The organism is Pseudomonas sp. WOUb67 (genome assembly GCF_050058005.1).
Classification (GTDB): Bacteria; Pseudomonadota; Gammaproteobacteria; order Pseudomonadales; family Pseudomonadaceae; genus Aquipseudomonas; species Aquipseudomonas putida_R.
Map to the genome: position 1 here is coordinate 3,324,100 of NZ_CP170112.1, position 12,744 is coordinate 3,336,843.

Annotated in this window: 13 protein-coding genes; 2 read left to right on the plus strand and 11 right to left on the minus strand. The window is 63.2% G+C overall.

Annotation, left to right across the window (positions count from 1 at the left end; all coding sequences use genetic code 11):
• Nucleotides 1-980: 980 nt before the first annotated feature.
• The 5 genes from ABOC32_RS14855 to ABOC32_RS14875 all read right to left on the minus strand — a co-directional run bounded on the left by ABOC32_RS14855 (nucleotide 981) and on the right by ABOC32_RS14875 (nucleotide 6,766).
• Nucleotides 981-2,207 carry an MFS transporter gene (locus ABOC32_RS14855; RefSeq protein ID WP_426811606.1) on the minus strand — a complete coding sequence of 409 codons (1,227 nt, stop codon included), beginning with the start codon at nucleotides 2,205-2,207 and terminating at the stop codon, nucleotides 981-983.
• Between the two features lie 154 nt (nucleotides 2,208-2,361).
• Complete coding sequence (locus ABOC32_RS14860) at nucleotides 2,362-3,291, minus strand: LysR family transcriptional regulator (protein ID WP_426807725.1); 930 nt, start codon at nucleotides 3,289-3,291, stop codon at nucleotides 2,362-2,364.
• Between the two features lie 131 nt (nucleotides 3,292-3,422).
• Nucleotides 3,423-4,778, minus strand: coding sequence for an FAD-dependent oxidoreductase (locus tag ABOC32_RS14865; protein ID WP_426807726.1), 1,356 nt, complete (start codon nucleotides 4,776-4,778; stop codon nucleotides 3,423-3,425).
• A gap of 36 nt (nucleotides 4,779-4,814) precedes the next feature.
• Entirely contained in the window at nucleotides 4,815-5,870 is a 1,056-nt protein-coding gene (locus ABOC32_RS14870) for a Rieske 2Fe-2S domain-containing protein (RefSeq protein ID WP_426807727.1), read from the minus strand.
• A gap of 209 nt (nucleotides 5,871-6,079) precedes the next feature.
• Nucleotides 6,080-6,766, minus strand: coding sequence for a TetR/AcrR family transcriptional regulator (locus ABOC32_RS14875; RefSeq protein WP_426807728.1), 687 nt, complete (start codon nucleotides 6,764-6,766; stop codon nucleotides 6,080-6,082).
• 244 nt (nucleotides 6,767-7,010) lie between these two features.
• On the opposite strand from ABOC32_RS14875, the gene ABOC32_RS14880 reads away from it, so the two are divergent.
• Nucleotides 7,011-7,394 carry a GNAT family N-acetyltransferase gene (locus ABOC32_RS14880; protein WP_426807729.1) on the plus strand — a complete coding sequence of 128 codons (384 nt, stop codon included), beginning with the start codon at nucleotides 7,011-7,013 and terminating at the stop codon, nucleotides 7,392-7,394.
• A 27-nt stretch (nucleotides 7,395-7,421) separates the two neighbouring features.
• On the opposite strand, the gene ABOC32_RS14885 is transcribed toward ABOC32_RS14880, so the two are convergent.
• The 3 genes from ABOC32_RS14885 to ABOC32_RS14895 form a co-directional block, all read right to left on the minus strand.
• A complete protein-coding gene (locus ABOC32_RS14885; RefSeq protein ID WP_426807730.1) occupies nucleotides 7,422-8,297 on the minus strand; it encodes a universal stress protein in 876 nt (291 codons plus the stop codon).
• A gap of 159 nt (nucleotides 8,298-8,456) precedes the next feature.
• Nucleotides 8,457-8,759: an AzlD family protein gene (locus tag ABOC32_RS14890; RefSeq protein WP_426807731.1), complete on the minus strand. Its 303-nt coding sequence runs from the start codon at nucleotides 8,757-8,759 to the stop codon at nucleotides 8,457-8,459.
• A complete protein-coding gene (locus tag ABOC32_RS14895; protein ID WP_426807732.1) occupies nucleotides 8,756-9,475 on the minus strand; it encodes an AzlC family ABC transporter permease in 720 nt (239 codons plus the stop codon). The genes ABOC32_RS14890 and ABOC32_RS14895 overlap by 4 nt, the downstream gene beginning before the upstream one ends.
• A 119-nt stretch (nucleotides 9,476-9,594) precedes the next feature.
• Between ABOC32_RS14895 and ABOC32_RS14900 the strand changes: the two genes are divergently transcribed.
• Complete coding sequence (locus ABOC32_RS14900; protein ID WP_012272789.1) at nucleotides 9,595-10,059, plus strand: Lrp/AsnC family transcriptional regulator; 465 nt, start codon at nucleotides 9,595-9,597, stop codon at nucleotides 10,057-10,059.
• Between the two features lie 162 nt (nucleotides 10,060-10,221).
• Here ABOC32_RS14900 and ABOC32_RS14905 read toward each other — a convergent pair whose 3' ends face one another.
• Genes ABOC32_RS14905 through ABOC32_RS14915 form a run of 3 tightly spaced genes read right to left on the minus strand, consistent with a single transcriptional unit; the run spans nucleotide 10,222 to nucleotide 12,740 of the window.
• Entirely contained in the window at nucleotides 10,222-11,235 is a 1,014-nt protein-coding gene (locus ABOC32_RS14905) for a methionine ABC transporter ATP-binding protein (RefSeq protein WP_426807733.1), read from the minus strand.
• A gap of 41 nt (nucleotides 11,236-11,276) precedes the next feature.
• On the minus strand, nucleotides 11,277-12,047 hold the full coding sequence (locus ABOC32_RS14910) for a MetQ/NlpA family ABC transporter substrate-binding protein (protein ID WP_426807734.1): 771 nt from the start codon (nucleotides 12,045-12,047) through the stop codon (nucleotides 11,277-11,279).
• A 27-nt stretch (nucleotides 12,048-12,074) separates the two neighbouring features.
• Nucleotides 12,075-12,740 (minus strand): methionine ABC transporter permease, encoded by a 666-nt coding sequence (locus tag ABOC32_RS14915; RefSeq protein WP_426807735.1) that lies wholly within the window; start codon nucleotides 12,738-12,740, stop codon nucleotides 12,075-12,077.
• Nucleotides 12,741-12,744 lie beyond the last annotated feature (4 nt).

Here is a 12,744-nt window from a genome sequence, read left to right on the forward strand (position 1 = left end):
CACCGGCTTTGCCGGTGTTCGCGGCTAAAGCCGCTCCCACAGGTGCAGCGCAAGCCTGAAACCGGCCCGGTACCTGTGGGAGCGGGTTCACCCGCGAAGTATCCAGCGCGGTGTATGGCACCGGCTTTGCCGGTGTTCGCGGCTAAAGCCGCTCCTACAGGTGCAGCGCAAGCCTGAAGCCGGCCCGGTACCTGTGGGAGCGGGTTCACCCGCGAAGAATCCAGCGCGGTGTATGGCACCGGCTTCGCCGGTGTTCGCGGCTAAAGCCGCTCCCACAGGTGCAGCGCAAGCCTGAAACCGGCCCGGTACCTGTGGGAGCGGGTTCACCCGCGAAGTATCCAGCGCGGTGTATGGCACCGGCTTTGCCGGTGTTCGCGGCTAAAGCCGCTCCTACAGGTGCAGCGCAAGCCTGAAGCCGGCCCGGTACCTGTGGGAGCGGGTTCACCCGCGAAGCATCCAGCGCGGTGTATGGCACCGGCTTTGCCGGTGTTCGCGGCTAAAGCCGCTCCTACAGGTACAGCGTAAGCCTGAAACCGGCACGGTACCTGTGGGAGCGGGTTCACCCGCGAAGCATCCAGCGCGGTGTATGGCACCGGCTTTGCCGGTGTTCGCGGCTAAAGCCGCTCCTACAGGTGCAGCGCAAGCCTGAAACCGGCACGGTACCTGTGGGAGCGGGTTCACCCGCGAAGCATCCAGCGCGGTGTATGGCACCGGCTTTGCCGGTGTTCGCGGCTAAAGCCGCTCCTACAGGTACAGCGTAAGCCTGAAACCGGCCCGTTACCTGTGGGAGCGGGTTCACCCGCGAAGAATCCAGCGCGGTGTATGGCACCGGCTTTGCCGGTGTTCGCGGCTAAAGCCGCTCCTACAGGGACTGCGTCAGCCTGAAACCGGCCCGTTACCTGTGGGAGCGGGCGTGCCCGCGAAGCAGGCGCCTCGGTCTTCGACAGCTCATGCTTTGCGCAGTCGCTCCAGGCGGCGACTCAGCCCGGCTGTGCTGCCAGGCTGTTGCTCACATTGCGCCCCAGCACCAGCACGGTGACAAAGCCGCAGCCCACCAGCGCCGTGGCCAGGCTCAACAGCACTGCAGTGCCCATATGGTCGACCACCTGCCCGCCGAAGAACGAGCCCAGTGCAATGATCACCTGGAACATAGCCACGAACAGCGGCATGCCACGTTCGACATCCTTGGGCGCCACCACAAACATCCAGATGTTGGCGCAGGCCGGGAACGCACCGAAGGCGAAGCCCCACAGCGCGATCAGCATCGCGGCGCCGGTCATGCCGGTGGCGAAGTGCGGGAACAGCGCGGTGCTGACAGCAATCATCAGCGCGACCAGCATCAGGGTATGCCGCACGCTGCGGTTGGCAGCGTAGCCCGCGAAGATGTTGCCCATGAACCCGGCGACGCCGTACAGCAGCAACAGTGAGCCAATCGTTGGCCCGTCAAAGCCGGCATTCTGTTTGAAGAACGGGGCAACATAGGTGTACGCGGCAAAGTGCGCCAGGCCGATCAGCAGCACGGCGATCAAACCGACCCGCGCTTGCGGGTTGATGAACAAGGCCGGCAGGTCGCTGATGCGAATGGCCTTTTCCGGCAGCAGACGCGGCAGCAAAAATACCTGCGCCAGCAGCACGGGAATGCCCACCAGTGCGGTGACCAGGAAGGTCATGCGCCAGCCCATCAGGCCACTTAGCCAGGTGCCCACGGGCACGCCCACTACGGTCGCCAGGGTTACGCCGGCCATGATGATGGAGTTGGCCTTGGCCACGCCCATGCCGTCCGGGGCCAGGCGGCCGCTGAGGGCGATGGCGGTCGCCCAGAAGCCACCGATACTGACACCCAGCAGCACGCGGCCGACCAACAGCAGGTTGAAGTCGACGGCATAGGCCACGATGGTGTTGGCGATGATCATGATCAGCGTCAGGCCGATCAGCAGGTAGCGCCGGTCCAGCGCGCCGACGCCCACGGAAATCAACGGGGCGGCCAGCGCGGCCATGATGCCGGGCAGCGTCACCATCAGGCCGGCAAGGCCTGCACTGATGCCAAGGTCACTGGCCACATCGTTGAGCACCCCCACCGGGAGGAACTCGCTGGTGACCAGGGCGAAGGCGCCCACGGCGACCGAGAGGATTGCCAGCCATTGTTGCGTGACACTCTGTTGACTATGTTCGGGAAGGCCGCGAGGGGCCTGGCGGTTGCTTGGCATGGGGGTCGGTTCCATGAGGGATGTCGCCTGTAGCAGGCGCAGGAGCGGAGGGATTTGCAGGCGATTATAGGGACGGCCTTGTCAGGCCGACAGGCAGGCCGCTTGATAGTAATCATCAGCGCAATCGATGAAACGCTTTGTGTAGAGCCTTCGCCTATGGCGGCAAGCCTATGTTCCTGGCTGCCGCCAGCACCAGGCTGCGTAGCCACCTGGAAGCTGCCGAACGATGTTTGCGTGCATGCCACAGCTGGTAATAGCGCAATGGCTGCGCCGACACCGGAAATGGTTCGATACGCAACGGTAGCAACTCGGTGTAATGCTTGGCAAATGATCGCGTGGTGGTGAACAGCAGGTTCGACTTCACCAGCGCATAAGGCGCAAGGCAGAAGTACGGCAAGGTTGTCGTAACCCGCCTGAGAAGCCCGCTTTTGGCGAGCTCAAGGCCGATTGTGCCTTCGCCGGAGGCATTATGGGTCATGACATCGAGGTGGTCGGCATCCGCATAGGCCTCGGGGGTGAGGCTTCCTGGCCCGATGGGATGCCCCTCGCGCATCAGGCACACCAGGTCATCGTCGCATAGCGGCTGCAGGTGCAGGTGGTCGGCAGGCGTCCTCCAGTTGCCGATCACCAGGTCCAGGCGACCCTGCTCCAGCCCGCGGGCGTATCCACCTTCGGCTTGAAGGTGTTTCAGCTCCAGTGTGGCGAAAGGTGCCTGCGCATGAAAGCGCTCGATGATGGCTGGGACAAAGAACACACTTAGATAGTCAGGTGTGCTGATCCGAAACGTCTCCCTGGTGGTGGCTGGGTCAAAGCTATCCACCGGGTGCAGGATCTGTTCGATGCCGGCCAATGCCTGTGCAACAGGCTCGATCAGTGCCTGGCCATGCTCCGTCAGTACCATATGGCTGCCACTGCGCACGAGCAAGGGGTCGCCGGTGATTTCACGCAGGCGGCGCAAGGCTACGCTGATTGCAGGCTGAGTCTGCCCGAGCAGTTCGGCGGTACGCGAGACGCTGCACTCGGTGAGCAGGGTGTAGAGCGTGCGGATCAGTTGCGCATCGCAGTTCGGCATGGACTTGGACACAGAAGCCTCGAATGTCTCGGCGCCCTCTGCACGACGGATGTTCGTTTCGGCCTGGCAGGAGGGAGACGCTATATAAATGATGATATAGCGCTAGCCGAAATGCGTCCACGCGAGCACCGCCGTGCGGCTGGCTATTTCCAGTCGGGCAACGCTTTCAGCAGTTCGGCCCTTTGCTGGGTGCTGGCGCCCATCAGTACAAACCCGTGCATCTGGTCGTGGTCATCGCGGTAGATGGATCGCACAGTCGCGAGGCCTTTGTCGCAGCGCCCTGCCAACTCGGTCGACCACCGGCCTGTATTGGCCATCGGCGAGGCAACCACCGTGGGCAACACACTGGTCTTGATGGTCACAGGCATGGCGGGGTAAGCGACTGCGGTGGGCTCGCCAGCCAGTGTCCGGGCGAGTGCGCGAGCCTGGAGCATGATCGGCATCACATAAGGCAGGACCAGGTCATGGACCTGCGCGCAGTCACCCAAGGCGTAGACATTTCTGGCGCTTGCCCGCAGGCAGGCATCGGTAACCACACCGCTGGACACCGTAATGCCTGCAGCACGAACCAGCTCGACCCGCGGTGCCAGGCCAGTAGCGCCAAGCACATGGTCCACTTCAAGCCGTTGACCATCAGCCAGTTGCAACTCCAGGCCCGAGTGCTTGCGGTGAACCGCGACGGGCGCATTGCCAAGCTGCAGGTGCACACCGATGGATTGCAGCGCATTGGCCATTTCGCCAGCGGCCTCTGCAGGCAGCAGGCGGCTCAACAGGCAAGGTGCGCGGTCAACAATGCTCACCTGGTGGCCGGCATGGCGCAGGTCATTGGCAAACTCGCAGCCGATCAGGCCGCCACCGAGGATGGCGACTTTGCTGTTTGTACCGAGCTGTTGCCGTAGCTTGCGGTAATCCTCCAGGTCATTGACGGTGATGATTGCGTCAGCGCCATCGCCGTCCACGGGTGGCCGCCTGGCATCGGCGCCCAATGCCAGTACCAGGGCACTGTAGCGCTGCGGCAAACCGTCGATATAGACCGCTTGCGCATCGGTATCGATACGGTCGATCGAGGTGTAGGTGTTGATCTGGGCCTGCAATTGCTCGGCCATCTGCCCGGCGCTGAACGTGACCAGTTGATCCGGCAGCCGCCCGCTTTGAAACGCATTGGACAGGGCCGGCTTGGAATAGCACTCACCGCCATCACGCGTCACGATCCGGATTGCGACAGTGCTGTCCAGTTTGCGCAGCTCACGCGCCACGGTATAACCGGCCAGCCCCGAACCCAGGATGATGACCGGGTCGGGGGCGCCGCTCGCCTGGCTGGCCTCGGCATCAGCCGGGATCCTGACCATTTCAAAATCTGCCTTGCCCACGCCGCATTCCGGGCAAAACCAGCTGTCCGGCACATCCTCCCAACGGGTTCCCGCCGGGATATCGTGCTCAGGCATGCCTGCAGCTTCGTCATAGATGAAGCCGCATACCAGACATTCCCACTTGAACATGATCGGTACTCCTTCAATCGGTTGGCAGTCAGGTCTTCAGCTGGTGAAGGCTCGGCCCAGGCCCAGTGCGCTCAGGGCGCGGCGGTAGGCGGTCGAGGAGCGGTCCGCAGGAATATGGATTTCCAGCGCAAGGTCCAGCGGCAAGTCTTCCGGGCGACACAGCTCGACGATGTCGCGATCCTCTTCGAACACCTGTTGATTGAAGGCGTACACGTCCTCCAGCGGCATCTCCTTGTCGAAGTTGCGCGTGATGGCGCAGAACATCCGGGTTTTGCGCGCCGAAATGGGGCTGGCTGCGTTGAGTATGACCAGGCGGTGTTCCGGGTCGGGAAAGTTGACTGTCAGGCGGGCCGTGAACGGCGTAAATACGTCGAAAGTCCTGCTCCACAGAAAATCGCTGGGTGCACGATGCTGCATGTGCTTGGGGAAGTTGCTGACGCTGCTGACATATTCGGCGTGGATCCCATATGGCGTAAGTTCCGCCTTGTAGGTCGGCACCACGGGGTTGTCACGCTCTGCGAAGGCTTCATGGTGAATCCAGGCAAAGTGCGCTACATCGATGAACCCTTCGACCTGGCGGCCGGCCGAAGCGGCAATGTCAATCGAGGGCGGCAGGATGCGCTGATGGCTTGCGTCATGCCAGGAGGGCATTTCGGCGAACGGGGCGTCCGTGCCCGACATCAACACCCAGATCAGCCCGAAGTCTTCGCGGGTCGCATAAACCTGGATACGGTGGCGCTCGGTCAGGTTGGCGTTTGGCTCTGAGGGGATGCGGGTACAGCGGCCGTCAATGCCGAAATGCAGGCCGTGATAGGGGCAGATGATGTTCTCACCTTGGACCCAGCCTTTACTCAGCGGGGCACCGCGATGGCTGCAGATGTCGCGCGCGGCATTCACTTTGCCACCGGCCCGGTACAGTACGATGGGCTCGTCAAGCAGCGTAGCGGCAAAGGGCGTGTCGGTGACCTCGGCTGAAAACGCGACAGGGTGCCATTGCTGGCAAAGGATCTCCCGGTCGTGCGGGGTGAAGGTGCTGTGCTTGGTGATCGGGTTCCAGGTTACGTCCCGGCAGGCAATCGCGGTTGTGGACACTTCGGTTCTCCTTGTTATGAAAGCGGCATCGGGAGAAACCGTCGGCGAAAGACCAGGCCTTGCCTGGCATGCCGACGGGTACTTGATGCCGGATCCATGCTAAAGAGCCAAAGCAGCCCCGCCCATGGTTGCAGGCGCATAGTGTCTATGTGCGTTTGGGCATGTGGATGACAGCCACGGCAGCATTCTGCCGGGTGCAATGCTGCCGGTCATGCTGGGACGACACCGCCCAGCACCATCTGGGTCACCGTGCGGGTGGCACGATCAAAGTCCGGCTTGTCAGGGACAGCCACGCCTCTGAGCTGCGACATTTGCCAGGCCAGGTTGGTGTAGGTGCGCGTTGCCGACCAGATGAAAATCATCAGGTGCTCGGGGTCACAGGGCGCCAACCGGCCATCATCGATCCAGTTGCGCAGGCAGGCGACGTTGCGCCTGGCTTCCTCCTGCAGCATGTTCTTGCACACCTCAGGCAGGCGCTTGCCGCCAGAGAGTAACTCCTGGCTGAACACGGCCGCGCTGAACGGGTGCTCCCGAATGATGCGGATGCGGGCCTTGATGTAGGCCCGCAGGCCCACGATCGGGTCGTCGCTTTTTCGCAAGGCTGCCGAAGCCCTCACCAGCGGCTCGATGAAGCTCATCAGCACCTGAACGTACAAATTCTCTTTTGTCTGGAAGTAGTAATAGAGATTGGCCTTTGGCAGCCCGGCGCGCTCGGCAATATCGTGCGAATGGGTGGCGGTAAAGCCGGTCACGGCAAACGCTTCGCTGGCAGCCTGCAGAATAAGCTTGTGATTCTTGCGCCGGATACCGGGGTTGCCCAGCGCGTGGTCGACCGAGCCGAAAGGGGCGTCAGCACCATCGCTGGTCGTGTGTGGCATGTCGGGTTGGGCGTACATCACGGTTTCATCTGGGCTTTGAGAGGCGGTGTATAGAAATGTATATAGCGAGTGTTATGCTTTTCTTGAGCCGTTGCAAGGCCGCCATTTACACACCAGGGCCAAACTCATGGATTTTTTGATCAGGCCGGCGACAGCCGCAGACAGTGATGCGATCAGCCAGGTCGCGGCGCGCACTTTTGCGCTGGCTTGCCCGGCGAATACGCCAGGGACGGAAATTAGCGCCTACATCCAAGGGGCGTTGATGCCAGCCGACTTTGAACGCTTGAGCCGGGAACCGCATATGCGCCTGTCGGTAGGCCTGATGCGCGATACGGTCGTCGGCTATAGCCTGGTCAACCTTGCCCCGGAGCCCTTGGGCATTGTGGCTGCCGATGGCATTGCCGAGCTCAGCAAATGCTACGTGCTGCCCGAATACCACGGGGCGGGTGTGGCCCAGCGCCTGATGGCCGAGGTGCTGCAGGGCGTCGCAGGGGCTCTGCGGTTGACGGTCAATGACAGCAACAGCAGGGCTATTGCCTTTTATGTGCGCAATGGCTTTGCAGTCGTGGGTGAGACCACGTTCCAATGCGGGGCGGATGTGCATCGGGACCTGGTGATGCTGCACGCAGGCTGGGCGGCCCCCTGAGAAGGGCGGCCCGCCTGGTCTCGCCTGCTAGGGAGCCACCAGCACATCACACTGTGATTCGTTCAGTACATGCTTGGTGACGCTGCCCACCAACAGCTCCTCCAGCGCGCTTGCACCCTGCTTGCCGACCACGATCAGGTCGCACTCCAGCTCCTGTTCCTGTTCGGCAATGCGCCAGCCAGGGTCACCGTGCACCATGATCTGCCGTGCATCGGGCATGCCGGCAGCCCCACTCAACGCAGCAAGTTGTGCGGCTGCATCCTTGCGGATGACATTGCGGTAGTGGGTGAGGGTGTCGTGGTCGATATGGGCAAAGCGCACGCTGCCTTCGAACGGGGCTTCGTACACATGCAGCAGAATGATTTCGGCCTGTGGGGCAATGGCCTTGGCCAGCTTGATGGCGCGCAGTGAAACGGGGGAGAAGTCGACTGGCACCAGCACGGTGCGGTAGGCATCACGCGGGGCCGGCTTGACCACCAGCAACGGGCAGGGCATGTGGTTGAGCATTTTCTGCACGGTTGAACCCAGCAGCAGGCGCCGCGCCACGCTCTGGCCCTTGGCGCCGCATACCAGCAGGTCGCTGCGTTTATCTTGCACCACCCGGGTGATCTCGGTGATCACCGAGCCGCTGGCAACCTGTACCCCGGCGGAAATGTCGTAACGCTGGAACAACAGGGCTGCCAGTGCGCGGGTTTTTTCGCCAGCGCTGTCCAGCACGCGCTTCAACAGGTCGTCATCAGGCGCCACCAACTGCTTGAGGCGCTCGAAAGGGGCCGGGTTGGCAACGTAGAGCAGGTCCAGTGAGGCCTGCTGCGCGTTGCTCAGGTAGGCAGCGCGCTCCGCCGCGTTGCGGGCGTGAGGGGACAGGTCGGTGGCGACCAGGATGTGTTTCAGCGGGCTCATGTGGGGCTCCTTGTCCAAGGCTGCGCACAGTGATATTGGGTAAATCCCTATTGCTGTGCGGCTGGCGGTGCTTGAGTCATTCCTTGCTCGCAGCCATCCTCGCGCGAACCCGGCGCGGGTGCTTGATTTGCGTCAATGGAGTGTAGGTGCAGCGGCGGATCATGCCGGCAACAGCACGCGCAGCACCCCCGTCACGACAATGGCGAACACCACCACCGGCAGGATGGAAAACCGCGAAGCCGCATACACGGTAAGCCCCAGCGCAATCAGGTCGGCCGGGTGCCCGGACACGAACTTGGGTGCGATCACGGCAATCAGCACGCAGCCGGGCGCGGCGTTCAGCACCTGGGTCAGCTGCGGCCCCAGGGTGCGGTTGCGCAGCAGCAAAAAGCCCAGCGCACGGGTCAGGTAGGTGACCACGGCCATGCCCACGATGGTGACCAGCGTCGCAACGTCAATCATGGCTTGGCCCACAGGTAAGCCGTCACCAGGCCGGCCACCGTGCCCGCGAGCACGTACCAGCCGCCGGGGATCAGCAGGTAGAACAGGGCGGCAGTGATCAGGCTGAACAGCCAGGGCAGGGCGGCGTGTACACCTTTCCACATGCCCTTGAGCAGCACCAGGAAGACCGCGGCGAAGGCCATGTCGAAGCCATAGCTGCGCAGGTCGCCGAGCATCGGCCCGACCTGTGCGCCGAGGCTGGTGAAGGTGACCCAGGTAACCCACAGGCACAGCGACACCCCCATGAAATAGCGCAGGCTGAAGCCGCCGCGCTGGCGTGCATCGGCCAGGCCCATGGCCCAGCTTTCGTCACACATGAAGAACAGCGCCCCCAATGCCTTGGGCAGCGGCAGGTGGCGCAAGTACGGCGCCAGGGTTGCGCCCATCAGCAGGTGGCGGCTGTTGACCAGTAGGGTCATGGCGACAATCACCAGGATTGCCGGCGGTGAGGTCCACAGCTCGATCGCGGCGAATTCCGAGCCGCCACCGAAGTTGAGGCCGGTCATCAGTGCCACTTCGCCTGGTGCCAGTTGCTGCCGGGAAGCTTGCGCGCCGAGTACCAGGGCAAAAGGGATGAAGCCCAGCAGCACCGGCAGTGCGGCAACAGCTCCGCGGCGCAGTTCGCTTTGCGGCGTGGTGGCGGGCGGATCGTTCAGTACAGGTTCAAGGGTATTCATGGTCACCTCCAGTGGAGGCAAATTATTCCAATGAACCGCTGGAATTGGCTTGCGTAGTTGCACTGATGCGCCGAGGATTTGGCATCTGCTACCGAGAATATCGAAAATGAGGTCTATCAATGCCAATCAAGCTCGATGCCATCGACCGGCGCATCCTGCGCGCGCTGCAGCGCGACGGCAGGCTGCAGAACCAGGAGCTGGCCAAGCAGGTGGGGTTGTCTGCTTCGCCGTGCCTGCGTCGGGTGCGCCTGCTGGAAGAGGCCGGGGTGATAGAGCGCTATGTGGCGTTGCTGGACCCGGCCAAGGTCGCGCTGGGCCTGACCCTGTTCGTGCGGGTGTGGCTCAAGCGCCAGGACCAGGACACCACCGACGAGTTTGTCGAGGCCGTGCGCCAGTTGCCCGAGGTGGTGGAGTGCCATGTGATGGCGGGCGATTGCGACTTGCTGTTGCGGGTGGTGGCGGCAGACCTGGAAGCCTATCGGCGCTTCCAGATCAAGCACCTCACCAGCCTGAGCGTGGTGCAGAACGTGAAGACCGAAGTGCCGATGGAAAAGATCAAGCTCACCACCGAGCTGCCGGTGTAGCAGTAATGCCGTGTGCCCGGGCTGCCTCGTTACCGGGTAGGAGCAGCCTTGTGCTGCGAAGAGGCCGGCAAGGCAATAGATATGCTTCGGCGGTGACGGCCTCTTCGCAGCACAAGGCTGCTCCTACCGGGAGTTGCGCATGTCTTGAGATCAATGTTTGATTCACACCCACTCGGCGCGGTCTGCCAGCAGCCTGGCCTGATGCAACAGCTCGTCGTCCGGCGTCGCACTGGCGATGGCCAGGCGCAGTTGCCCAAGAAACCGCCCTTGAATTGGCGCGATCGAGCCCGAGAACAGGCTCACCCCATCGCCCAGCGCGGCACCGATGGCTGCCAGGTCGGGCGTTAGCCCTTTGCCGCCGGTGAAGTGCAGGTCGAGGTAGCGCTTGCCGGCAGTACTGTCCTGTGCGGCCGGCGTGGCCTCGCTGAGCAGGAGGCGGCTGACGGCGTGCCGCGGGTTGCCGAACACTTCCCACACCGCGCCGGTCTCGACGATGCGGCCTTGTTCCAGAACGGCTACACGATCGCACAGGTCGCGGATTACCTGCATTTCGTGGGTGATCAGGACGATGGTCAGGCCCAGCCGCTGGTTGATGCTGCGCAGCAGGTCGAGGATTGCCTGGGTGCTTTCCGGGTCCAGCGCCGACGTGGCTTCGTCGCACAACAGAATCTGTGGTTCCAGCACCAGCGCCCGGGCAATGCCGACGCGCTGCTTCTGGCCACCGGACAGTTGTGCGGGGTAAGCGCCGCCACGGCCGGCCAGGCCAACCAGGCGCAACAGCTCGTCCACACGGGCGCTTCGCTGCTGTTGCGGCACCCCTGCCATGCGCATCGGCAACTCGATGTTCTCGGCCACCGTGCTGTTGGCCAGCAGGTTGAAGTGCTGGAAGATCATCGCCACCTTGCGCCGCAGCGCATGCAAGGGCTTGCCTTGTAGCCCGGCGATGTCCTGGCCGTCGATCAGTACCTGGCCGGCGCTGGGGGCTTCCAGGCGATTGAGCAGGCGCAGCAGCGAGGATTTGCCCGCACCGCTGCGGCCGATGATGCCGAACACTTCGCCGCGGCGTACCTGCAAGTCGATGTCGTCGAGCGCGCTGACCGCGCCGTAGTGTTTGTGGATGCCGCGCAGGCACAGCTGCGCATCGGTTGGCTGAATTTGCTGCTGGTAACGGCTCATGTTCGGGTTCCATGCCCTCTGTCGCCAGAGGGCGGCAGGGGTCAGAAGCCAGGGGCGATCTGGCCTTTGTAGCGGGTCAGGATGAAGTTGCGCACTTCCGGCGAGTTGAGCGCCTTGGCCAGCTTCTGGATGCCTGGGTCCTGCAGATTGTCGGGGCGAGCGACCAGGTACTCCACGTACAGGTCTTTGCCTTTTTCCACGATCAGCGCGCTGTTGGTATCGATGCCGGCCTCCAGGGCGTAGTTGGCGAAGACGAAGGCGAGGTCGACCTGTTTCACCGAGCGCGCCAGCATGGCGCCCTCCAGCTCGCGGATTTTCAGGTGGCGGGGGTTGTCGGTGATGTCGCGCTGGGTGGACTGCGGGTTGGTCGGGTCTTTCAGCTTGAGCAGCCCGGCCTCGGCCAGCAGCACCAGGGCACGTCCGGTGTTGACCGGGTCGTTGGGGATGGCAACGCTGGCGCCATCGGGCAGCTCTGCCAGGTGCTTGTACTTGGCCGAGTAGGCGCCGAACGGTTCGATGTGCACGCCCACCACCGGCACCAGGTCGGTGTGCCGGGTCTTGTTGAAATCGTTGAGGAACGGCCGGTACTGGTAGTAGTTGGCGTCCAGGTTCTTCTGCGCCAGTTGCAGGTTGGGCTGGATGAAGTCGTTGAACACCTTGATGTCCAGGTCGACCCCTTGCTTGGCCAGGGCCGGTTTGACGAATTCGAGGATTTCCGCGTGCGGCACCGGCGTGGCGCCGACCACCAGGTGTTCGGCGGCCTGGGCACTGAAGGCGAGGAAAGCGGCGAGGGCGGTGAGGGTTTTTTTCATGATCGGTACCTGAGATGAGTAGGGGGCTCAGCGGCGGGTGAAATGCCTTACCAGGCGGTCACCGCTCATCTGCAGCGCCTGCACCAGCAGGATCAGCAGCAGCACGGTGACCACCATCACATCGGTCTGGAAGCGTTGGTAGCCAAAGCGGATCGCCAGGTCGCCCAGGCCGCCACCGCCGATCACCCCGGCCATGGCGGTGTAGTCGACCAGCACGATGGCGGTGACGGTGACCGCGGCAATCAGCCCGGTACGCGCTTCGGGCAGCAGGGTGTAGCGGATGATCTGCGCGATGCTGCCGCCCATGGCCTGGCTGGCCTCGACCAGGCCGCGGTCCACTTCGCGCAGGGCGGTTTCTACCAGCCGCGCGAAGAACGGCGTGCAGCCGACCACCAGCGGCGGGATGGTGCCCTTTACCCCCAGCGAGGTGCCGGTCAACAGGGTGGTCAGCGGAATCAGCACGATCAGCAGAATGATGAACGGCAGCGAGCGCAGCACGTTGACCACCACCGACAGGCTTCGGTACAGCGGGTCGTGCGCCAGCAACTGGCGCTGCCCGGTCAGGTACAGCAGCACGCCAAGGGGCAAGCCGAGCAGCACGGTAAAGCCCAGCGCGGCGCCAAGCATGCTCAGTGTTTCCAGGCAGGCCTGGGCGATTTCCGCCCAGTCGACGTTGGTCAGCAGGTCGTTCATTGGC